We start from the raw sequence: 22,731 nt of genomic DNA on the forward strand, positions 1-22,731 counted from the left end.
TCACGAAGCAAGATGACGCAATAGGTGCAGAAAAACCGTCTGGTGTCGATCAGTCCAGGCATTTTGTCGATAGCAAAAGTAGATGGGCAAGGCTACGTCACGCGAACCTTCAATGGAGCACTCGCTCACTTCCAATACATCTGATGCGAGAGAAGAGCCAGAAAAACTCAATATCAATCCCCCGGCTTGAAGAAACTCAGTCTGCGCCCTGTTTCCGTATTCAACATCACGGAAGCGAAAATTGACGAGCTGGGCTTCGGGACATTGATTGATTGCATTGAGACAGGGTGACAAATTAATGGGAACAGCGAGCCTGCCGCCCAGTAACTCGCGAATGGTCATGGCTCCCACAGATTGATGACCCGCTGGGCATGAAAGAACCTTGAGCTCCTTTTCACCCAAATATTTTGAAGAAAGGACGCTGTCCCGTGGTTCCTCGAATGAGATAGCCGCATCCGAAATGCCAAGCACAAGTGATTCAAAGCATGTGGCCGTTGGCTGATGCCACACATCAAGGTGAATCTGAGGGTGCGAGCGTTCAAACGAGTCATACCAGCTTTCGGCAAAAAGGCGCCCCCGCCCATGAAGGCAGGGGGCGTAAAGACGAAAGTGGCCATCGGGCGAAACGCCGTCGCCCCTCGATTGAGCGTACTTTTTGAGATCGTCGACTTGCGCCAGGATCACGCGCGCACGACGCGCAAATTCTCTGCCCGCCGGAGACAAAACAGCCTCCCCCGCCGATCGGTCGAGCAAAACAATCTGATACTCAGATTCCAGCTTTTTGATTGCCGACGAAACGGCCTGCGGACTCACATGAACGGCGCGAGCTGCTTTGCGCACGCCGCCATAGTTCGCTACCGCTTGAAGGTATTCGAGTTGAGAAAGCTGCATAGATTACTCCAAAGGCAGCCAAGTCGACGGGCCAAGCGCCCTCAGATGAGGTTCTCGCCCAGGTTTTTGCCGCCGAGGACGTGCATGTGGAAGTGCATGACGGTCTGGCCGGCGTTGACGCCCTTGTTGGAGATGACGCGGAAACCGTCCTCCAGACCCTTGGCCTTGGCGACCTCCTGGATGGCGTGAGCTATGGCGCCCATGGTCTCGGCGGGTACGTTGTCGGCGATGTCGCTGTAGTGCTTCTTAGGGATCACGAGCGTGTGGACCGGCGCCTGCGGGTTGAGGTCGTCGAAGGCGATGACCTGGTCGTCCTCATAGACAACGGTCGAGGGGATCTCGTGGTTGGCAATTTTACAGAAGATGCAATCGCACATAGCTGGTTCCTTTCTTACAGACCAAGGTAATTATATTTGGTCAAGATGCTTAGAACGAAAGGTTATCATCGGTGTTGGCGGCCTCGCCGTCGGCGAGCACGTCGTTGCCGTCGACGTCCTTAAGGAGCACCGAGACCTTCTGCTCGGCATCGGACAGGCGGGTGCGCAGGCTTTTGAGGAGCTCGACGCCGCGGGTGTAGCTCTCGAGCGACTCCTCAAGCTCCATATCGCCCGACTCCAGGCTGCGGATGATGAGCTCCAGCTCCTGCGAGGCCTGCTTGTACGTAAGCTGCTCGACCGGGGTCTTCTCTGCCATATCTGTTTCCTTTCCTAAGGGTCTATCACTGCGAAACGCGGTCTACTCGACCGTATCGACCGTTGCTGCCACGTTGCCGTCTGCCATGCGCACGCGAATGGCGTCGCCAGGCTTAAAGGTCTTGGCACTCGTAGCCACACCATCATCGCTGTACGCGATGGAATAGCCGCGAGCAAGCACTTTGAGCGGCGACAGGGCATCGAGCGACGCTGCCGCACGGCTGAGGTCGGACGCTGGCTTGCTGAGCATCGTGCGCCCTTGATGCTCTAGGCGGGAACTCGCAAGCGTGAGCGCATGGCGCTTACCACCGAGCCCCGAGGTGCTTGTAATCAGACGCTCGGGCAAGCGCTCAAAGTTGGAGCGGAATGTCCCGACCGAGCGTACTATGGCGCCCGACAGGCGATCGGCAGTCAGCGCAAGCTCCGATTCGCGACGCTCGACCATAAATGTGGGGTCGTTGAGGCACGGGCGACACGCAGCGGCATCGAGCGCATCACCCAAGCGAGCCGTATAGGTGTCCCAGGCACGACGGCCGCGTTGGTCGAGCATTTCCAGATCGACCTGATCAGACCCGATCATCGAAGCCATCGCGGCGCCCAGACGCTGATGGCGCGTCTCGAGCACGTCGGCCAACTCCGTCATAGCCGGCGCCACCGATTCTGCCGCTGCCGTTGGCGTGGAGGCGCGACGGTCGCTCACCATGTCGCAGATCGAGGTATCGGGCTCATGCCCAATGCCCGTCACCACAGGCACGGGACAGGCTGCCACCGCACGGGCAAGCTCCTCGTCGTTAAAGGTCATGAGGTCCTCAAAGGAGCCGCCGCCGCGCACCAGCAAAATACAGTCGGGCGCCGGCGCAATGGAAGCGGCGCGGCGCAGGCCCTCAATGAGCTCGGCCGGCGCACCCTCGCCTTGAACCTTGGCGCCCACGCAGACGAGCTCGACGAGCGGGTTGCGACGACGCAATGTGCGCTTGACGTCGTCGATTACGGCACCCGAAAGCGAGGTGACAACCGCCACGCGGGAGCAGAACACCGGAATGCGGCGCTTGCGCGCTTCGTCCATCAGGCCCTCGCGGCGTAGCTTTTCGGCCAGTTGCGCCACTTGTTGACGCAGCAGACCCTCCCCCGCCAGCGAGAACGAGCGGGCAACGAAGCTCATGCGACCCGTAGGCTTGTAGAGATTGAAGCTGCCCTTAAAGCTCACCTGCATGCCGTCACGCAGATCGAAGGTACGCTTGAGATAGGCACCCTTCCAGATGATGCAGTCGACGGCGGCCGAGTCGTCTTTAATCTGGAAGTAGCAGTGGCCGCTTCGGGCATTGGGGCCACGGAAGCCCGTGACCTCGCCCAGAACGCTCAGCTGCGGAATGGCATCGAGCGCACCGGCGGCGATCTCTACCGCCTGGCTCACGCTGAGCTCCTTACGCTCTTGCTCGTCCGAACCGTCGAACTCGGCGGAAACGGCATTGCCGGTCAGATTCCAGCCTGCCACGCAGCCTCCTTTCGTTATCGTGCACAAGGGCTCCGGCCCTGCGCAAATTCAAGTCCAACACATAGTACAGCGCCGCGGGGACACAAATCTCCGCGGCGCCTGTCAAGCCAATTTGTTATCGGTTGGAGTTTCTGTTGTAGCGAGCCATAAGATAGAGCAGCTGAATGATCGAAGTGAGCGCTGCAGCCACATAGGTAAGCGCGGCTGCCGTCAGGACCTTCTTGGCACCGTTGACCTGCTTGGAACTCATACCCGACTGCTCGATGTACGCCACGGCGCGGCGGCTGGCATCGATCTCGACCGGCAGTGTAACCAACTGGAACAACACACTAAACGAGAAGAAGACCAACGCGAGGGTTGTGAGCCCGGCAATGTTCATAAACAGGCCCAAGAGCAACACGATCGTCCAGGTGTTCTGGGTAAAGTTGACGACCGGGACCAGAGCAGCGCGTACCTTCATCATGGCATAACCACTTTGACGCTGGGCGGCATGGCCCGCCTCGTGGCAGGCCACGGCAACGCTTGCGACCGATCCGCCCGAGCGGTTGGCTTCCGAGAGATACAGGTTGTTATCCTGCGGGTTGTAATGGTCGGTGAGCTCACCGGCGACACCCTTGATACCCACGGCGCTACAACCGTTGGCATCGAGCATGCGGCGAGCGACCGTGGCACCCGTATCGCCGTCCGAGTGAACCTTGGACCAGGTTTTGTACGTCGAGTTGATATAGCTCTGCGCGGCAAGACCGAGCACTGTACAAACAAGGACAACCAGCAGGTACAGCGGGTCGATGCCAAAGCCGTATCCATAGTAATAGGGCATGCAAATTCCTCCGAATCGAGTTACACATTGGAGGCATTCTACCCACTCGCCCAGACAATGAGACACCATCGATGTTTTGTCGCTACCGGTTTGTATCGTTTGGCAAAACCGCGTAATTACAAAAGCTCGATTTTACCGTCCTTCACGGTGAGTCCCATATTGCCGGAAAGCAAATCGTCCAAGCGCGAGCCCACAAGCTCAAAGCGCCAACCTTCGCGCAGGCGGCTCTGCTCGGGATGCTCAATGTAGTCGGCCAGGTCATCGCGCGAGGCAATGACTGAGGTCGCCACACCCGAGCGCTCGGCAACCAGGCGAATAAGCGCATACATAAGGTCGGTCACGCTCTCCAGCTCCGGCGAAATCTGGCGATGTCCGCGCACCATAAGCGGCAGGCGATCGTGCGGACAGCTCGCACCGCGTTTGATGGCCATGAGTGCGCCGTCCACGTCGCGCTCCCCCAGCTGATCGGTACCGCGAATGCTGCGGAACTCCTCAACACGCGCGGGGTTGCGCTTAACCAGGGCCAGCAGCGTATCGTCGGACATGACCCACTTGCGCGGGATGTTGCGCCGCTCGGCGCGGTCCTCACGCCAGGCGGCAAGCTCGCGCGCAATGCCCAGCTGATGGCGGCTGCACGAGTTGATGCGCTTGACCTTGCGGAATGCCTCATGGCGGTCGGCGCGGTAGTGCGACTCGTCGGCTAGCGGGCGCAACTCGTCGAGTACCCAGTCCACACGGCCCAACTCGCGCAGGCGGCTCATCATCTCGGTATAGGCAACAATCAGGTACTTGACGTCATCGATCGCGTACTCAATCTGCTTATCGGTCAGCGGGCGGCGCGACCAGTCGGTCAGCGACTCGGTCTTAGGCAATGAGACACCGCAGAACGTCTGCACGAGCGCACCGTAGGAAATCTGCTGGCGCTCGCCCAAAAAGGCGGCGGCGACCTGCGTATCAAAAATCGGACGCGGCAGCGCGCCCACGGTGTGGAGCATGACCTCCATATCCTGCGAGCAGGCGTGGAAGACCTTGGTCACGCTCTCGTCGGCCATAAGCTCGGCCAGCGGCGATAGGTCGTCGATCACTAGAGGATCGACCGCGACGCTCTCGGCAGGAGTGGCAATCTGAACCAGGCACAGGCGCGGATGGAATGTGCGCTCGCGCAAAAACTCGGTATCGACGGCAATCGCGTCAAACTCACGGGCGCGCTGGCAAAAGTCGAGTAGAGCCTGATGTGTGGAAATGTACATATCAACCCATCGAATAAGGTTAGGCCCGAAAAACACGGGTAGGATATCGGCATTGCCTTACAACTATACTCGGTTAGTCACAGAACGGGAACGTAAGTATGCGCTGCCTTATCATCCACAACCCGGCATCGGGCCCCAGCTCAGATGAAATCTTCGCATTCACGCACGCCCTTGCACAGGGCGGCGACGAGGTCGTGATGCGCTTTATCGGCGATGGCATGGAGCCCGAGGACGCCGTGGCGGATGTGCGCGAGTTCGATCGCGTGGTAATTTCGGGCGGCGACGGCACCGTCTCCAACGTGCTCGACCAGATGCGCGGATGCGGCGTCCCCACGCTCGTCTTCCCCTCCGGCACGGCCTGCCTGTTCTTCAACAACATCGGCAATGCCCCCGAGGCCGCGGCGCTCGCCAAGGCCTGCCGCGTCGGCCGCACCGTCAAGGCGGATATGGGTGAGCTCTTTTGGCTCGACGAGAACGGCAACGAAAAGCGCCACGGCTTCATCATCATCGCCGGCTCGGGCTACGATGCCGAGATCATGATGAAGGCAGCCCCCACCAAAAACGATATCGGCGAGATCGCCTACTTCCTATCCGCGCTCGCCACGCCCAACCCCACGGTGGCGCACTTTACGATTGAGCATGACGGCATTGTCGAGGAACTCGATGGCATCTGCTGTATGGCCGGCAACACCTCGGTCATCCAAAACGACATCAACCTGTTCCCCGACTGTCGCATGAACGACGGCATGGTCGACATCGCGGTCATCGAGCCCGTCAAAACCGTACAGCTCCTCCCGACCGTGATCACCGCCGCACTCGACCCCGCCGGCAAGGTGCTCGGCCGTCCGCAGTTCAAGATCATCCAGACCAAAGAAGCCAAGATCACCTGCACCCCGTCGCTGGGCATGCAGTTCGATGGCGAGATCATCTCCAGCAACTCGGGCGTCTTTGGAGCCCGCGCACTTCCGAAATGCCTCGACCTCATCGTCGACGAATTCTCACCACTTGGTAAATAGGAGGACCCCGTGAACGACAATCCCCTGATCGGCTTTATTGTCATCGTCTTGGCCATGCTCGTCGGTTACGCCATCAACGTGATTCACCGCCGAAAGAAGTAAATCCACATTGGTATGATATTCATCCAGTTATCGACTCTCCCGCTGTTTATGCAAATCCTAAACAGCGGGAGAGTTTTCTTTTTGACCGCCGTCTAATGCTTTATTCAGCTACAGTAAATGCAGGGTGCCTTTATTTAACTAAAGCCATAAAATGAGTATTATTATCCGTTCATCGTATATTTCTTCACGCTCATCGAGCAAAGGCTGTTGTCGAGTGAATACTCTTTACACTTCCTTTAGGCTAGTAGATGTATTTATTAGCTGAAACTCCGTACGGTTTCGCGGGGTTTCAACAGTTGGGAGGGATTATGAGGTTTACTCATCCTGTCAACACGCTCAAGAAGCTCGGCTGCGGCCTTGCGTTTGGAGCAGCGGCTATCATGGCCATGCCGACTTCGGCACTCGCCTGCACCCAGATCTACATGGGCAGCAAGCTCACGGCAGACGGCAACACGTACTACGGCCGTTCCGAGGACTTCGGTCCGCGCTACATCAAGCACTTTGGCATTGAGCCCGCACACAAGGACGGCAACGAGTACACCTCGGTCGAGTCCGGTTTTGAGTACAAGTCCAAGGGCGCAACCTACCGCTACACCTTCGTTCGCGACAACCCCTCGCAGTGGGAAGATCGCTACGACGCATATTCCGAGGCAGGCATCAACGAGAAGGGCGTCTCCTGCTCTGCCACGTTGAGCACCTCCTATAACGAGAAGGCCGAAGAGGCCGACCCCATCACCGAGGAGACTGGCATTGGCGAATACAACTACGCCAGCGTCATTCTGGGCGAGAGTGCCACGGCCCGCGAGGGTGTCGAGCTCCTCGGCAGCCTGATTGACGAGCAGGGCGTCTGCTCCAACGACCAGATCATCATTGCCGACAACAACGAGACCTGGTTGTTTGCAGCGCTTTCCGGCCATCAGTGGATCGCCATGAGGCTCACTGACGATATCGCCTCGCTCAACCCCAACATCGGCAACCTCACCTATGACGTCGACCTCGACGACACCGAGAACTGCCTCCACTCCGAGGGCATCGAGTCTATGCCTAAGGAGAAGGGCTTTGCCGAGTACACCGACGGCAAGTTCGACGTCGCCAAGACCTACGGCGAGGAGATTGGCGAGGCCGGCATGCACCAGTGGTCGCGCTATATCCAGGGCCGCGATTACTTCATGGCTCCGCTTGCCGAGGGCACCGACTACGAGATCGTCAAGGACGAGCGCGAAGACGCTCGCGCGACGACCGGCGCCCTGGTCCACGAAATGCAGCCGCTGTTCTTTACGCCCGGCAAGTCCGACTGGAACACCTTTGAGATGATTCGTTCCTTCGCCGCTCGCGGCGAGAATGTCGCCGGCCTCAACGCCAACACCGACGGCGCCTATGCCATCGGCTCCAACCGCAACACCGAAATCCACACCTTCCAGATCCGTCACGGCATGGACCCCGAGATCGCGACCATCCAGTGGGAGATGCTATCCAACGCCGAGTTCTCCGTCGCCATCCCCCTCTATTCCGCACTGCTCACCGAGGTCAGCCCCTACTTCAGCGATCAGGATGTCTCCTTCGATCACTGCGAAGAGGAAGACGTCGTGAACAACGAGGAGCCCAAGAACTCCATCAACTACGTCCTCATGGACATCAACACGCTCGCCTATGAGAACCGCGACCACTGCGCCGCCGGCGTCCGCGCCTATCTCGACGCCCTGCAGAAGGAACTCATCGAGCAGAACCTGACCGTCGACGAGGCCATGCAGGCCGAAGAAGGCACCGAAGCCCGCACCGCCCTGGCCAACAAGGCCGGCAAGGCTGCAACCAAGAACACCTATGTTAAGTGCAAGGCCATGCTCGAGGAGATGCGCGACTACCTCCAGGAGGGCGATTTCTCCGAGGAGTTCGTCCCGAGTGACTACGATGCTGACAACGACTGCCTGGTCGAGTCCATCACCTACGCCGACGAGGCCCTTTCCGATGAGGACGTGGCCGAGCCCGAGGCCGAAAAGAAAGAGGTCACCGAGGAGAAGTCCGAGGGCAACAACATGGCCGCCATGGCCGTTGGCGCCGTCGTCATCATCGGTGTCTGCGTCTACGTGATCTATCGTCGCAAGAAGGCCTAAGGCCCTCATGTCTTAGCTGAGCGGACAAGGCAGCCATGGCAGCCTCGCCCGCTTAGCCCGCTCTTTTGACCGACGGGAAACCCGGGAAACCCGCTTGAAATCTTTTTAAAAAAGATTTCCCCGCACACACTTCGCTGTGCTATAGTGCAGCGCAACAGCAACTAGGTGCGACCGCGCCACGGCATCACGAAAGGAGCCACCAACATGAAGAACACGATGAAATCTCTCAACAACTGGTGGTGGCGTGATGCGAATACGATCGGTCGACAGTGAGTCCCTCACGCCTGTTTTTGCGCTCTAGGTGATTGGAAGGCCTCCGGTTTCGACCGGGGGCCTTTTTCTATCTCGAGCCCAATCGCATTCGCATCACGCGCCTCCGCTTTTCTCTTGCAATCCCCTTCCGAAAGGATTTTCACCATGTCTCAGAACACCACCGCCACCCAGCCCCGCACCGTCCAGACCGCCGACCGCGGCAAACTCGATGTCCGCGCCCTCGTCCTGCTCGCCATCCTGCTCGCCGCCGGCTTCATCCTCAACTTCACCGTCGGCAAGGCAATCTCGGGCATCTCGGGCGGCATGATCAGCCCCGAGTTCATCATCTCGGCCTTCTGCCTCACCATCCTGGTCGTTCGCCCCAACATCGGCCAGGCGCTCGTCATTGGCCTCATCTCGGCTGCCGTAATCCAGATCACCACCACTTCGCCGTTCATCGATTTTGCCGCCGAGGGCATCGCCGCCATGCTCATGGCCGGCATCGTCAACGGCGCCGGCAAGAACGGTCAGGTCAAGCCCGCCATCGCCATTGTCGCAACCTTCCTGACCACCTTTGTCTCCGGCGTTATCTTCATGGTCATCAAGATGGCCATGCTCGGCGTGGTTGGCGAGCTCGCCGCCGCCATGCTGCCCGTCGTCGCCATGACCGCCGTCTTTAACGCCATTCTGGTCGGTGCCCTCTACTTGCCCATCCAGAAGGCCCTTAGGCTCAATTAACCCGCTCGGCTTTACGAGCCACCCCATCTTGGCGTTCATTCGTCGCTCGCGTACCCAAGTACGCTTCGCTCCTCTTTCGCGCCAACCTGGGGCCCCTCGTAAAGCCGTCTCCGCACTCCACCAACAAAGACTGTCCCAAACAACTAGCTCTTGGGGACGTTCTTAAACGACTAGTCATGTAAGAACGTCCCCAATGACTATGAAAGGTATCCATGGAAACGATCATCAACGTCGACGATGTCTCGTTCTCCTATGGCACGCAGACCGAGCAGGCGCTCAGCCACATCTCACTCGGCGTGAACAAGGGAGATTTCATCGGCATCATCGGGTCCTCGGGCGCCGGCAAGTCCACGCTTGCCGCCTGCCTGTCGGGCGCCGTGCCCCACCACTACACCGGCACGTTCTTTGGGTCCGTCATGGTTGACGGCCACGACACCTGCGAAGCCTCGCTCACCGACGTATCGCAAATCGTCGGCAGTGTGCTGCAGGATATCGACACGCAGATGGTCGCTTCGGTCGTCGAGGACGAGATGCTCTTTGGCCTCGAGAACTTTGGCGTCCCCCATGACCAGATCGAGCAGCGCGTGAGCGAAACGCTCGAGACCGTCGGCATCAGCGACCTGCGCGACCGCGAGATCGCCACCCTCTCGGGCGGACAGAAGCAAAAGGTAGCCATCGCCGCCATCCTCGCCATGCGTCCGCGCGTCTTGGTTCTCGACGAGCCCACCGCGGCACTCGACCCTGCCAGCTCCACGCTGGTCTTCGAGACGCTGCGTGAGGCAAACCGCGCACTTGGAATCACCATCGTCGTCGTTGAGCAAAAGGTCGCCCTGCTCTCGGAGTACTGCAACCGCGTGCTCGTGCTCAACCATGGCGAAATCGCGCTGCAGGGCGAACCACACGAGGTCTTCGCGCATACCGACGAGCTCCGTGCCATCGGCGTCGACTGCCCTCGCGTCACGCGTATCTTCAATAGCCTCGAGGCCGATGGCCTGGTAAGCGGTACCCCTTGCTTGGATGTCGATGAGGCCGAGCGCCTGATTTCGGGCATCGTCGACCCCGCACGCGCGGCCAGCGAAGCCCAGGCGCCCGCCGGCTCCCCGCATGCACCGTCGTTGCGCCCTCATGCCAAGGACGCCGAACCCGTACTCACCTTCGACCATGTTGAGTTTGCCTATCCCAATGGCGGCGCCGCCGTACACGACCTCAACCTGACGCTCTATCCCGGCGAGCTCGTGGGCATCGTCGGCCAAAACGGTGCCGGCAAGACCACGCTCACCAAGCTGCTCACAGGCCTGCTTAAGCCCGCCTCGGGCAGCGTGCGCGTCACGGGACTGGATACCGCAGCCGTTCCCACGAGCCGCATCGCCCGCGAAGTCGCAACCCTCTTCCAAAACCCCGACCGCCAGATCTGCAAGGATACCGTACTCGACGAGGTCGCTTTTGGCCTGGAGCTTGCCGGCATCGACCGTGCCGAGGCCCTGCGTCGCGCTCGACTCGTTATCGACCGCTTTGGCCTGCCTGCCGATGAGGCACCTTTCTCGCTTTCGCGCGGCCAGCGACAAATGGTGGCGCTTGCCTCCGTCGTAGTTGTTGAGCCCAAGATCGTCGTGCTCGACGAGCCCACGAGCGGCCTTGATTACCGCGAGTGCATGACCGTCATGGAAACGGTGCGCACCATGGCCGAGCGCGGCTGCGCCGTTATCATGGTCTGCCACGATATGGAAGTTGTTTCCGACTTTGCCGAGCGTATCGTAGTAATGGCCGACGGTCGCATCCTCGACCGCGGCCGCACGCACGAGCTATTCTCGAACATCGATCTCATGCGGCGTGCCTACGTGGAGCCTCCCCAGGTTATTGAACTCTCGCGCCGTCTGGCATCTTCCGTCTCGCCCGCTTTTGCGCAGGTGAGCGAGGTCACCGATGTCGTTCGCATTACCAAGGAGATGGTCCGCCGTGGTTAACGTCATCGACTACATGCCGGGCGATACGCTGCTGCATCGCCTGAACCCCGTCGTCAAACTGGGCCTCGCCGCCGCCATCATCGTCGGCATCTTCTTGTCCGACACCTACGTGGCGCTGCTGGGCTTTTTGGCACTCACCCTTGCGCTGGGCGCCTATGCCGGTGTCGTCGACCGTCTGTTCTCGCTGCTCAAGTTGCTGATTCCGCTCGCGCTTATCATGCTGGTGCTCCAGCTGGCCTTTATGCGCGATGGCAACGTTGTGTGGGGCTTTATCACCGACACGGGCCTCATCACAGGATCGAAGGCCTGTCTGCGCCTGCTGGGTGTGGCGTTACCGCTCATCCTCATGCTCATGGTGACCAAGCTCAACGACCTTGCCAACGCCTGCGTCGAGGTGCTGCACGTACCGTATCGCTATGCCTTCACCTTTACCACGGCGCTGCGCTTTGTGCCGGTGTTTGGTCAGGAGATGAACGCCATCATGGAAGCGCAGACCACGCGCGGCGTCGAGTACGACACCAAGAACCCTATCAAGAAGCTTAAGCTCATGTTGCCACTGTGTGTGCCGCTGCTCATCTCGAGCGTGGGCAAGACCGATGCCACGGCCTTGGCGGCAGAACAGCGCGGCTTCTATCTGCGCACGCGTGCGAGTTCGTATAAGCGCTACCCCATCAAAAGCCTGGATATCGCCGTACTCATCATCAGCATCGCCCTTATCTCCATCGGCTTCCTGTTCTAGCAATCGCTGGCAGCAACCGGCAAATGCAAAAGGCCTCGGCTCGCACCAAACGAGCCGAGGCCTTTACTGTTTTCCCAGATAAAACCTGCCAAAATAAACCTGTCCCTTTTTGGCAGGTCGAGGGTTATAGGCGGTAGAGGGCGCCGCTGCGGATGATGGACTCGCGTACCAGGACATCCATCGCATCAAGGGTGATCTCGGGCATCTCACGATACTTCTGCAGCACCGAAAGCTCCGTGCAGGCCAGGATGACGCGGTCGCAGCCGCTACGGGCGAACTCCCACATCACGCGGTCGAACTTATCCATATCGGGCTCGCGCCCGGCCTTCACATCATCGTAGATGAGCGACATCACGTCGGCCTGACGCTTCTCACTGGGATAGACGACCTCAACGCCCGCTGCCTCGCACTCGCGCCCATAGACGCCGGCGCCCACGGTACCGTCGGTGCCCATGATGCCAATCTTGTGCACCGGCTCGGTCGGCATACTCAGGTTGGGGTCGAACTCGCACTCCCCCATCACCGCACCCGCCAGGGCATAGCGAACCGACTCGCGCGGCATATGGATAATCGGCACCTTGGTAAACGACTGAATCTGATCGTAGAAGTAGTGCGATGTGTTACAGGGAATCGCTATGTGCGCGCAGCCCAGCGACTCGAGTGCTTGGGCACACTCCTTCATGGTCGCCAGCAGCTCGGTATGCTCACCGGTCTTGATGGCCAGCGTGCGGTCGGGCATGGTCGACTTGGAAAGCACCACCATGTCGATATGCTCCTGGTCGCACGTAGCCGCCGTATGGCGTACTACCTGGTCGTAGTAATACGACGTGGCCTCGGCGCCCATGCCGCCGATAACTCCCAGCTTTTCCATCGCCGCCTCCTTGGTGACGCCCACGCAATTGCGCGTATCATACCCGCGCCCGCCCGATACATACCGGACGGGCGCCACGCTCGTCTACTTGTAATACGTCTTGAACAGCTTATAGTGACGCAGTTTGGTGTGCCACATGCGCAACCAGCGGTTAAAGACAAAGTCTCCCTTCATAAACGAGGGATCGGCGCCCTTGCCCTCCTTGGCAAGACGATGCACCTTCGCGCGCAGCTCGGGAGCCTTGACGTACTTGTCGACGACGCCCATGGGAACGACCATCCACAGCGCCTCGTCCTTCGCCGTCACAAACTCCGGCTCAAACGGGCGGTTATAGACGTACTCATCCACCACGTACTTGGCAACGTTAAAGCCGCTGTTGGTTACGTAGTAGTTGCTGCGGCCCTGACGGGTGTTAAAGTCAAAGAACTTAAACGAGCCATCGCGCTCGTCATACTTGACGTCAAAGTTGGAATAGCCCACAAAGTGAAGGTCCTCGAGCAGCTTGCGCACGCCACTCATAAGCTCATCATTGGGCTCGGTGATGATGCAGGCGTGATTACCGACGCCATGGGGCTGATGCTCCTCGAGCAGCACGTGACCAAGGCACATCATGCGAACCTTGCCGTTGCGGTCAGAATAGCTGGTGAGCACGCGCATGTACTCGTCGTTGCCGGGCACGCGATCCTGCAAAATCAGGTCATCGGTGTAGCCACTGGCATAGGAATCGCGGATAACCTGCTCCAGCTCGGCGCGGTCGGCAATCTCATAAGCCTTCTTCTGACCCTCGAACTCATGCTGCCACCACATGATGCCGTCGGAAGGCTTCAGGATCATCGGGTAGGGAAAGTCGATCTGGTCGAGCACCTCGGCGGGAGCCTCACCCTGAGCGTTGAGCATCGCCATGGTAAAGGTAAACGTATGCGGATAGGGCACACCGTGCTTCTCGCACAGCTCGTAGAAGATCTCCTTCTTCTGGCACTGCTCAAGCATGCTATAGGGCGCGTAAGGCGCAACGATGTTATCCGCCAGCTCGTTGGCATCCTTGGCCTGGGCCACCAGGGCAACATAGTTATCGCCGCAGCCCATCAGGACAATCGTCTTTTCGGCATGTGCCCGAGCGATACCGTTGACGGTCTTAAGCATCACGGGCATGGTGTCGATATCCACGTTAGGCGTGTAGTCGATAATCTGGCTGCGATACGCAGGGCCCGTCTGATACTTGCCAAAGACCAGGCTCTTGACCTGATACTCCTCGTAGAAGGCGCGCGCCACCGAATACGCGTTGATGTCGCCGCCGAGCAGCACGGGAATAAACTCGCGCTCTGTAAACTGCAATGCCATGGAAACTTCCTATCATGAACTGCCCACACGACGGGCGGTCTTTGTGCAACTGATTTATTCTAGCGTGCCGAGCCGCCGGCACCCAAAGCTCCACCGTATCTATGGCAATCGGCGTAATTATCCAGCATGAAGGCCAAGCTCACCGCGATGGGACCTTGTAGTTGCAAAACCCCACGTGAGGGCAACTTTTACAGCCAAAACCCTCACAAACAGGGTGCCGTAACGTTAAAGTTGAACTCTATGGTTTCTCAACAATTCACCATTCCCGCAGGTCAAGGCCAAAGCCTCAAGTTCAACTTGACCCTTTAGAACCTTTAAGGTTCAAGTTGAGGTCGAAAGCAGTAGTAGAATACACCTCGACCAATAACCTACGATTGATTGCAGAGGGACTGGATGCAGCATTCGAACCATCGCACCGCAGCGCTCATCGCGTCGAAGCCGGCTCGTATCATCACGAGCGCCGCGCTCGCCGTCGCGCTGACGGCCACGCCGATGCTCTCCCCCGTCGCGGCCTATGCCGCCTCGCAGGCAACGCAGGATCAGCTTTCCGCCGCCCAGAAAAAAATCGAGGACGCTACGAGCGCCTACAACGACGCCCGTACCAAGCTCGAGGATCTGCAAAAGCAGATCGACTCCAATGAGGCGAACATCGATAAGATTGAGGCCGAGCTACCCGAGCAGCAGGCCAAGGCAAGCTCCGCCATGCGCGATCTGTATAAGTACCAGAAGGGCACCAGCCCCATCGTGAGCTTCCTGGTGAACACGCAGAGCTTGGGTGACTTTATCACCACCTGCAAATACACCAACCAGATTACGAGCTCGAGCGTCGACGAGATCGAAGAGCTTAACAAGATGCAGACCGAGCTCGAGCAGAACAAAACCGAGCTCGATCAGGCCAAGTCTCAGCTCGAGGGCGAGCAAAAGAATGCCGAGGACGCACTGGCCCAGGCACAGCAGCTTCGCAACGAGGCGCAGGCAAAGGCCGAGCAGGAAAATGCCGCCGAACTGGCTAAGCTCGAGGCCGACAAAGCCGCTGCCGCCGAGAAGCTCGCGGGCACCGGCGTGAGTGGCAATAACTCCAACAGTCAGGCCACCAACTCCAACACCACCATCGACACCACGGTGAACAACTCCAACAGTGGCAATTCCGATTACGACTCGTTCATTAACGAGTGGACGAGCCGCATCGACAACTACCTCGCCGGCTCCCCCATGGCAGGCCAGGGCTATAACTTTGCCGTCGCCGCCTGGAATACCGGCGTCGATCCCCGTTGGTCCCCCGCCATCGCCTGCATCGAGAGCAGCAAAGGCCTCTATTGCGCCGGCTCCTATAACGCCTGGGGCTGGAGTGCCCGCGGCGGTGGTTGGCGTAGCTTTGGCAGCTGGAGCGAGGGTGTCTCCGCCCACGTTGCCTACCTGGGCGCCAACTATGGCTCCACGCTTACCCCGGCAGCCGCCAAGAAGTACTGCCCGCCCACGTGGCAGGACTGGTACAACAAGGTCGCCGGCCAGATGAACCGTATTTAAGTGCAACTGCAAGGGGCCCCAAACGGGACCCCTTTTCTTTGGCCTTGCTAGACCAGAATTGGCATGCAGGCATAAGTGAGTGTTGGAAAAGTCGCTTGAGACTGAAACCCCTTCCGAAGGCAAGGTGATCCCACCACAACGTTATGGCGCGAGTGTGTCAACGGGAGCAACGATGATGCCATCGGGCGTTGTATGAACCGGCATGCCGAACCCAATGATGATGAGTTTTGCCACAGGCGGCTTCTCGCCACGCTCGACCAGCTTTCGCTCCAGCCGAAGCAGATTTGCAGATGCCTCGGGGATTTGAGGGCTTCCAAGCTTCACCTCCACGGCAATCCAAGTTCCATCGCGCCTGTGGATAACTGCGTCAACCTCGAGATCGTCGGCATCGTGGTAATGGGACACCAACGAGTCATTTGCGGCGGCGTAAACCTTGAGGTCATGCAGGACGAGGGATTCGAAAAGCAACCCCAGTGTCTTCGGGTCAGATGCCAACGACTCCGGATTTGCTCCGAGCAGCGCAACGGCAAGCGAAGGATCGGCGAGATGCCTCTTCGCCCCCTGCCGCAGCTTCACCGGAGACCTGAGCGCTGGATGCCAAGCGGGGATATCGTCGACGATATTGATTCGTCTCAGGGCGTCCATGTATCTGGAGACCGAGTTCTTCGAAACGCCGGTACCGATATCTTTGTCAATAGACTTTGAGCCAGCAAGCGTCGACTCATTCCGCGCTAGCGATGCCAAAAGAGACCTGACCTTGACCGGATCGCGCTTAACGCCATCAGTTCTAGAAACATCCGATTCGCATACGCCATCAACATAGGCAGCGGCTATCTGCATGGCATCGTCAGTCGTTTTCCCCATCGCCTGAGGCCAACCGCCACGACACAGCAAATCGGCGATTCCGGCGATGCCGGAGATTGACCCGACAGCCTGCTTGGCAGGGTAACCGGAAAGAAGCGTTCCAATCGAAACCGCGCCAGAAGAAACGCCAAGCTCGAACATCGTCATGGTGTCCATTCGCAACCTAGCTATTCGTCCAACGCCGCTATGCATCGGCTGCATCGAATCCCGAGGCGTTGCTGAACCCGTAAGAATAAACTGACCGGATTCTCCCCTCCTTGCATCGCACTCGAAACGCACGGCATCCCACAGCTTCGGCTCTTCCTGCCATTCATCGATGAGCCTGGGAGATAGCCCTGCTAATGCTTGTGCCGGATCGATCCGTGCCAGCTGGAGAGCGGAAAAATTTCCAGCCGGATCGGAAAGAGACAAGGATGAATTAGCAAAACGACTAGCCGAAGTAGTCTTTCCGCACCACTTTGGACCCTGAATGAGGACCGCACCGAAGATATTGAGATTACGGCTGATTGCCTTATCGATGCATCTATCTACATACCTATCCACACGGCCTCCTTCTTGACTTACCCATATTAGGTATTTTACCAGCTGTGTGGTGACGATTGACGGTAATTTGTGGTGAGGATTGATGGCGAATTATGGTGACAATTGACGGAATTCTGTGGTGACAATTGACGGCGCTTCGAAGCACGGAGCAATTTAACCGTCACAACACCTATGGCGATGGGCACTCGCCCCGCCCACGAGGCAGGACTGGTACAACAAGGTTGCAACCAGATGAACCGCATTTAAGCGCTACTGCAAAGGGCCCCAATCGGGGCCCTTTGCAGTAGCGGTACATTGCATTAAGCGACTATGCCGGTTGCGTTGCCGACGGCAATAATCACGATCATGATGACGCACATAATTCCCAGCGCCTTAAGCCACAGCGTGACAAACTCACGGCCCCGATAACGATCAAGCACGGGAAAGCGGCGCCGAAGCCTGCGGCGGTCGAGCATGCCAAACGAGATGAGCACCACCATGCCATCGACCATAAGAAAATACTCAAGGGCCAAAAACCACGTTGGATAGCTGCGGTTGGCTCCCGTGGGCTGGAATACGGCAAAATGGCTTCCGACCAGTAGCAGCAAGGTTGCCGCATAGATCATGCCGTTCCATATACGCCCAATGGGTTCCGGGATCCGTGAAAGCAGGCTCTTGCGGCGAGGAGTCACCGAAGAGACCTCCTTGGGCCGCCGCCCGGAAGACGGCGCCATTTGCGGAGCAGCCTGCGCCATTGAAGGCGCCGTCGTGCTATTCGAGCCAGGCTCAGGCAGACACAGCCCGTATGCCGCGCGCGCAGCGTGTCCGAGCGCCTCGGCACTTTCAAAGCGCTTGGCCGGATCGAGCGCCATGGCCATGCAAATGACATCAGCCAGCGCCGCGGGGACGTCGCACGCCTCGCATTGCTCGCGCATATTCTGACCCGGCTTAGGGTCAGCCCCCGTCAGACAAAAGAACAGAAGCGCGCCGAGTGCGTAGACGTCGCTGCGCACACTCGTCTGCCCAAACCCATACTGCTCGGGCGGCGCATAGGGTCGCGTGCCAAACTTGACGGTGTCGGCATCGGCACCATCGCGCCATACGCGCGCGATCCCCAAGTCGATAATCACCAGCGACGAAAACGTCAGGCCCTCATCGAGCGTACAGTTCGCACCCGTCACGATGATATTCGACGGTTTGAGGTCGCGATGGATCACCGGCGCCGACGTCTCCCCCGCCATTGCAAAACCGGCGTGGAGCTCGCCCACGGCATCGCATAGGGCAGGATACAATTCACGCGCATAATCGGGGGTGGCTCCCAGACGGTCCACCAGCACCCCGAGCGTCTCCCCTTCGATGTATTCCATAACCACGTTGAGCTCGTCGCCCACACGACGACAATCGACGATTCTGGGCAGGTGCTCAAAACGCCCGCCTGCCCGCTGAGCGGCAAACAGACGCTCGTATGCCCCGCCGATTTGAGCCGAGGCATCGATGCGTTTACGGACAAAGGGGCCGAGCGAACCACCACCGGTTCCTTCAAAGTACACGAGCTCGGTTGTTTCAACGGACGAGCGCTTAAGTACACGCTCCACGCGATAGCTGTCGTCGCGATCGAGCGACGCCAGGTGCTCGGCAAGCGCCGCGGTCAGCTCGTCATCGAAATATGTTGGGGTCTGAGTATCCATAGCCTCCATCATAGCGCAGGGCGCAGACACCCCATGGCATCCGCGCCCCGTTCGTTTGCATCCTTGTTCGGCAGCTCCGCCGGCTCAGATATCAGCCGCTAACTCACCGTCTCCTCGCCAAAGCGATACAGCTCCTCGTTGACCTTTTGGAGGCTGCACCCGCGATCGATGCAAAAGATGATAATCGCATCACGGCGATCCTTGCAGTTAAGGACGCTCACCCCGGCAGCCGTCAGTGCACGGTTGGCCTCTTTGAGCGTCAGCGCCATCGCAAAGGCAATCTGCAGCACCTTATTGCGACTCGGATTGCGCGAACCAGTAAAGATCTGATAGCCAAAGGTCTCGTTGAGGTCGGCCATACGCACCACGCGCGATCGCTCCAAGCCCTTTTCCTGCAGCAGCTGCTTCAGGTAGTCCGAAAGCGACGGGGCGGCAAAGTCGTGCTCCCTGATATAGCCATCGATGTTCGGCGCATCAAGAAGCTCGTTGAGCAACTCGTCCGTCAGCTTTTTATCGGGCACACGGCCTCACCTCCAAACGACCCAACGGCATCAACACGCTAAGCAAGCACCCAGCTAGCAGTCGCGGTCTTTTCGAGCATGTTGGCAAAATACAGGGCCTTCTTGATGTCACCATCAAAGTAGATATTGCCCGCCACGGAGCCACCGGCGGCAAGGGTACCAGACTGCAGCTCATCGGAACCCTCGCTGTAATAACCCTGGTTCTGCTGCGCACCGTTGGCGTCCTCGCCCTTCCAGTCGTAGATATTGTAGTCCGCGCCCTCATCGCCATTGTTGACGTACGTGACGTGAATGCCCGTCATGGTCGAACCGTCAAAATTGGTAAGCCCGGTCTGCACGGAATCGACAGTAACGGAAAGACCGGCAGCCGTGGTCACGGTCGTGCCGACGGCCAGGTCGGTCGTTGGCTGTTCCTCCTTTTTCGACTCCTCCTTCTTATCTGCGTCGCCGGCGTCCTCGGTAACGGTCGCCTTATCGCTGCCACAGCCCGCAAGCAGGCCGGCAGTCCCCAAGGCAACGGTGGCGAACGCGCCAAGCGCAGCGCGACGGCTCAGCAGCACTTCGTTTTCGAGCTTTTTCATCATGCATCCTTCCTACGATCCGGCTACCGCGCCGGCACACAGCACATCGTAGGAAGGATTGAACTTGAATTCATTAGCTGAGAGCTAAAGATACGATAAACGGCCAATGCAGTTATCAAAACGCCGAGCAAACGCACTTTGCACGACCGTCTGCTGGCAGCACATCAACCCACCGTGACGGATTCCCCGGTAAAGGCACTGATCATCAACAGGGCAAAGAACACCAGGTAGCTGACACTCAGCGGGTACGCAATGATCAAGAAGGCGACCCATCCAACATTGGTCTTACCATCGGCACGACGTTGCTCGCGAGAACGGCACAGCCAGACCGTCACGCCAATGGCCACAATCAGCAACACGAGTGCCGCTGCTGCCACCCCGGCAAGCGCAAACATCACGCCAATGCTCACAGCAATAAACGGAAGCAGTAGCAAGCCACACCCGCATCCACCCGGACTATAAACGGCAGTCTGTCGGCGCTTCATCGTCACTCCAACCTCAACATCTTTGAACACTACAATGCAATAGCCCGCTGGACAGGAACAATCTTATCCAGTTCCGGCTCGATGCGTCTCTTCTCCGCCTCAAGGTCAAACGCCACCTGAGCGCGCAGCCAATAACCATCCGTCAGGCCAAAATAACGGCAAAGACGAAGGTCGGTGTCGGCCGTCACACGACGCCTTCCCAAGATAATCTGTCCAATGCGTTGAGCCGGAATCCCGGTCTCCTTAGCAAGGCGATATTGAGAAATGCCCATGGGGACAAGAAATTCCTCTTTGAGAAGCTCGCCAGGAGTCACCGGCGGCAGCAAATCAGACGCAGTCTCATCACTTGTGATAATCGGCGATTTCGACATTCCAAGCCATCCCCTGTCTCCACTCAAAACAGACCCGATAGCGCTCATTGACACGGATGCTATATTGACCGGCGCGATCGCCCTTCAACGCTTCAAGACGATTGCCTGGCGGAACGCGAAGATCATCAAGCGAAGCGCAGATCTGCAGCTGGCGAATCTTCCTCAAGGCGACCCGCTCAAAAGGAATGAACTTCCTAATCCGCGCACCCATTGCAAAGCGTTCAGTGTCTTCATCTTTATATGATGCAATCATAGTATCGCCTTACGTTAATAACGTCAAACGTTTCTATAGACTTACATCTCTATTATACCGTACATCTGTTCGTGTTTTCTAGAACAGGTATTCTTCGACACTTAAGCAAGCAAAAGCAATCGTTTGTAGACATCGAGACCTTTGAGCAGGATTTCCTCGTCAAAGAGCATGGTATCGGTATGCAGGGCGCTCGTGGCATAGGCGGGGCAGCCATCCGAATCGATCGGGTTTTCTTGTCCCTCCGGCATGCCCGTACCCAGCAGGAAGAACACACCCGGCAGATGGCGCTGATAGAAGGCGAAGTCCTCGGCGATTAGCAGTGGCTCGTCCACAAGTTGCAGCTCGGACAAGGCAGGCGCAATGTGGGCGAACAGCTCGGGGTCGTTATCGACCGGCGGATAGCCCTCGGCAAAGTCGAGGTCGTACGTACAGCCTGTTGCGGCGCAGACCTCGTCCAACACGCGGCGCACGCCCTCGCGCGCACGGTCGAACATACCGTCCGTAAATACGCGGAGGCTGCCAGCCACATGGGCCTCCCCCGCCACCGCATTGCAGACGGTGCCAGCCTGCAGCAGGCCGAACTTACCAATGCAGGGCTCGTCGGCACCTAACTCGTCCATGAGCTTGCGCTCGGAAACCAAGAACTTGGCCGCTGCCAGCGCGGCATCATGCGATTCCTCGACTGGAACGCCGTAGGTCTTGGCGATATGGATGCTCGCGCCATGGATATGAATGTGCGTCTCGCTTGAGCGCGCCAGCAGCGGACCGGAACAGCTCGCCAACGTGCCGGCGGGTAAATCGGGCCATACGTGGAAGCCAAAGATGCGATCCGCCCCGTAGCGCTCGAATACGCCGCTCTCGCACACCGTCTTGGCGCCACCAGTCGTCTCCTCGGCCGGCTGAAACACAAAGAGCACATTGCGCTTAATGGCGCCCGGCTGCTCACGGATCGTACGGTCGACGAAGGTTGCCGCCGCAAGCGCCATGGCCATGTGTCCATCGTGTCCGCAAGCGTGCATCTTTCCGGGATGCGTCGAGGCAAAGGCCGCGCCCGTCGCCTCCGCAATGGGCAGGGCGTCCATATCGGCGCGAATCGCCGTGGCATGCGCGGCGCCCGTGCCGGCATCGAAGAAAGCGCAGACGCAGCTGGGACACGGATGGGTCACCTCGCAGGCGAGCGGCGCCAACACGCCCTCAATATAGGCGATAGTCTGCGGAAGATCGAAGTCGAGCTCCGGAATGCGGTGCAGGTCGCGACGATAACGACGGAGTTCTTGGAGCTCGGTCATAGAGGTTCCTTTCATGGGTGCGCGTCGGTTGCCATCTATTGTGCCGCAAGATTGCTACACCCTTATTTCCAGCATATCCTTGCATTTTTTAAACGTTATATACGAATACTCTTGTTTGGTAAAGTGCAACGTGGTAGGGTCTTTACCACTTGATAGAGGCGCGGGCACGAAGAACCGCGGGCGAGCCGGCAGGCTTTGACCCCGTGGGGAGGCGAAACCCGCCGAACTGGGTTTTTCGGGCACGAACAACCTGGTGGGCCTGCGGGAAACACCCGCAGGACTGTCTGCAGCAATGCGGGAGCGCTATCCGGACATTGGGTCCACGCTATGCGGATTCGATGCGCAGGT

22 protein-coding genes and 1 riboswitch are annotated in these 22,731 nt (G+C 58.6%); of the genes, 6 read left to right on the forward strand and 16 right to left on the reverse strand.

Features of this window, described 5'->3' with window-relative positions:
• The 6 genes from DXD39_RS08625 to rnd all read right to left on the reverse strand — a co-directional run bounded on the left by DXD39_RS08625 (position 1) and on the right by rnd (position 5,148).
• A complete protein-coding gene (locus DXD39_RS08625) occupies positions 1 to 891 on the reverse strand; it encodes a LysR family transcriptional regulator (RefSeq protein ID WP_117735757.1) in 891 nt (296 codons plus the stop codon).
• Positions 892 to 932: 41 nt separating this feature from the next.
• Positions 933 to 1,268 carry a histidine triad nucleotide-binding protein gene (locus DXD39_RS08630; protein WP_117564389.1) on the reverse strand — a complete coding sequence of 112 codons (336 nt, stop codon included), beginning with the start codon at positions 1,266 to 1,268 and terminating at the stop codon, positions 933 to 935.
• Between the two features lie 49 nt (positions 1,269 to 1,317).
• Positions 1,318 to 1,584, reverse strand: a complete 267-nt coding sequence (gene xseB, locus DXD39_RS08635) for an exodeoxyribonuclease VII small subunit (protein ID WP_006234311.1) — start codon at positions 1,582 to 1,584, stop codon at positions 1,318 to 1,320.
• Between the two features lie 42 nt (positions 1,585 to 1,626).
• Positions 1,627 to 3,078 (reverse strand): exodeoxyribonuclease VII large subunit, encoded by a 1,452-nt coding sequence (gene xseA, locus DXD39_RS08640; RefSeq protein ID WP_369832150.1) that lies wholly within the window; start codon positions 3,076 to 3,078, stop codon positions 1,627 to 1,629.
• Positions 3,079 to 3,193: 115 nt separating this feature from the next.
• Positions 3,194 to 3,898 (reverse strand): zinc metallopeptidase, encoded by a 705-nt coding sequence (locus DXD39_RS08645; RefSeq protein WP_117803823.1) that lies wholly within the window; start codon positions 3,896 to 3,898, stop codon positions 3,194 to 3,196.
• Between the two features lie 116 nt (positions 3,899 to 4,014).
• Positions 4,015 to 5,148 (reverse strand): ribonuclease D, encoded by a 1,134-nt coding sequence (gene rnd / locus DXD39_RS08650; RefSeq protein WP_117803824.1) that lies wholly within the window; start codon positions 5,146 to 5,148, stop codon positions 4,015 to 4,017.
• 98 nt (positions 5,149 to 5,246) lie between these two features.
• On the opposite strand from rnd, the gene DXD39_RS08655 reads away from it, so the two are divergent.
• From DXD39_RS08655 to DXD39_RS08675, 5 genes are all read left to right on the forward strand, one after another.
• Entirely contained in the window at positions 5,247 to 6,164 is a 918-nt protein-coding gene (locus tag DXD39_RS08655; RefSeq protein WP_117803825.1) for a diacylglycerol kinase family protein, read from the forward strand.
• 410 nt (positions 6,165 to 6,574) lie between these two features.
• On the forward strand, positions 6,575 to 8,377 hold the full coding sequence (locus tag DXD39_RS08660) for a C69 family dipeptidase (RefSeq protein ID WP_158565508.1): 1,803 nt from the start codon (positions 6,575 to 6,577) through the stop codon (positions 8,375 to 8,377).
• A gap of 417 nt (positions 8,378 to 8,794) precedes the next feature.
• Positions 8,795 to 9,367 (forward strand): hypothetical protein, encoded by a 573-nt coding sequence (locus DXD39_RS08665; protein ID WP_117803827.1) that lies wholly within the window; start codon positions 8,795 to 8,797, stop codon positions 9,365 to 9,367.
• Positions 9,368 to 9,579: 212 nt separating this feature from the next.
• On the forward strand, positions 9,580 to 11,331 hold the full coding sequence (locus DXD39_RS08670; RefSeq protein WP_117803828.1) for an ABC transporter ATP-binding protein: 1,752 nt from the start codon (positions 9,580 to 9,582) through the stop codon (positions 11,329 to 11,331).
• Complete coding sequence (locus DXD39_RS08675; RefSeq protein WP_117803829.1) at positions 11,324 to 12,070, forward strand: energy-coupling factor transporter transmembrane protein EcfT; 747 nt, start codon at positions 11,324 to 11,326, stop codon at positions 12,068 to 12,070. The genes DXD39_RS08670 and DXD39_RS08675 overlap by 8 nt, the downstream gene beginning before the upstream one ends.
• A gap of 124 nt (positions 12,071 to 12,194) precedes the next feature.
• On the opposite strand, the gene DXD39_RS08680 is transcribed toward DXD39_RS08675, so the two are convergent.
• The gene (locus DXD39_RS08680) at positions 12,195 to 12,941 is read right to left on the reverse strand and encodes an aspartate/glutamate racemase family protein (RefSeq protein ID WP_233541157.1); all 747 of its coding nucleotides are present in this window, start codon (positions 12,939 to 12,941) and stop codon (positions 12,195 to 12,197) included.
• Between the two features lie 84 nt (positions 12,942 to 13,025).
• Complete coding sequence (locus tag DXD39_RS08685) at positions 13,026 to 14,282, reverse strand: ATP-grasp domain-containing protein (protein ID WP_117564397.1); 1,257 nt, start codon at positions 14,280 to 14,282, stop codon at positions 13,026 to 13,028.
• 393 nt (positions 14,283 to 14,675) lie between these two features.
• On the opposite strand from DXD39_RS08685, the gene DXD39_RS08690 reads away from it, so the two are divergent.
• The gene (locus DXD39_RS08690) at positions 14,676 to 15,809 is read left to right on the forward strand and encodes a glucosaminidase domain-containing protein (protein ID WP_117803831.1); all 1,134 of its coding nucleotides are present in this window, start codon (positions 14,676 to 14,678) and stop codon (positions 15,807 to 15,809) included.
• Positions 15,810 to 15,950: 141 nt separating this feature from the next.
• On the opposite strand, the gene DXD39_RS08695 is transcribed toward DXD39_RS08690, so the two are convergent.
• The 8 genes from DXD39_RS08695 to DXD39_RS08730 form a co-directional block, all read right to left on the reverse strand.
• A complete protein-coding gene (locus DXD39_RS08695) occupies positions 15,951 to 17,216 on the reverse strand; it encodes an ATP-binding protein (protein WP_117803832.1) in 1,266 nt (421 codons plus the stop codon).
• 299 nt (positions 17,217 to 17,515) lie between these two features.
• Positions 17,516 to 18,883, reverse strand: coding sequence for a protein kinase (locus DXD39_RS08700; RefSeq protein WP_158565510.1), 1,368 nt, complete (start codon positions 18,881 to 18,883; stop codon positions 17,516 to 17,518).
• Between the two features lie 98 nt (positions 18,884 to 18,981).
• Positions 18,982 to 19,404 (reverse strand): XRE family transcriptional regulator, encoded by a 423-nt coding sequence (locus tag DXD39_RS08705; RefSeq protein WP_117803834.1) that lies wholly within the window; start codon positions 19,402 to 19,404, stop codon positions 18,982 to 18,984.
• Positions 19,405 to 19,442: 38 nt separating this feature from the next.
• Entirely contained in the window at positions 19,443 to 19,985 is a 543-nt protein-coding gene (locus DXD39_RS08710) for a DUF4352 domain-containing protein (RefSeq protein WP_233541158.1), read from the reverse strand.
• A gap of 164 nt (positions 19,986 to 20,149) precedes the next feature.
• Complete coding sequence (locus tag DXD39_RS08715; RefSeq protein WP_117842879.1) at positions 20,150 to 20,419, reverse strand: hypothetical protein; 270 nt, start codon at positions 20,417 to 20,419, stop codon at positions 20,150 to 20,152.
• An 80-nt stretch (positions 20,420 to 20,499) separates the two neighbouring features.
• The gene (locus DXD39_RS08720) at positions 20,500 to 20,841 is read right to left on the reverse strand and encodes a HigA family addiction module antitoxin (protein WP_117803837.1); all 342 of its coding nucleotides are present in this window, start codon (positions 20,839 to 20,841) and stop codon (positions 20,500 to 20,502) included.
• Positions 20,813 to 21,094, reverse strand: coding sequence for a type II toxin-antitoxin system RelE/ParE family toxin (locus DXD39_RS08725; protein WP_117803838.1), 282 nt, complete (start codon positions 21,092 to 21,094; stop codon positions 20,813 to 20,815). Before DXD39_RS08725 ends, DXD39_RS08720 begins: the two co-directional genes overlap by 29 nt.
• Before the next feature lie 101 nt (positions 21,095 to 21,195).
• Positions 21,196 to 22,383, reverse strand: a complete 1,188-nt coding sequence (locus DXD39_RS08730) for an amidohydrolase (protein ID WP_117803839.1) — start codon at positions 22,381 to 22,383, stop codon at positions 21,196 to 21,198.
• A gap of 145 nt (positions 22,384 to 22,528) precedes the next feature.
• A riboswitch (Lysine riboswitch) is annotated at positions 22,529 to 22,697 on the forward strand.
• Positions 22,698 to 22,731: the final 34 nt, after the last annotated feature.

Origin of the sequence: Collinsella sp. TM04-29 (genome assembly GCF_003466565.1) — a bacterium.
In the GTDB taxonomy this organism is placed as follows: domain Bacteria; phylum Actinomycetota; class Coriobacteriia; order Coriobacteriales; family Coriobacteriaceae; genus Collinsella.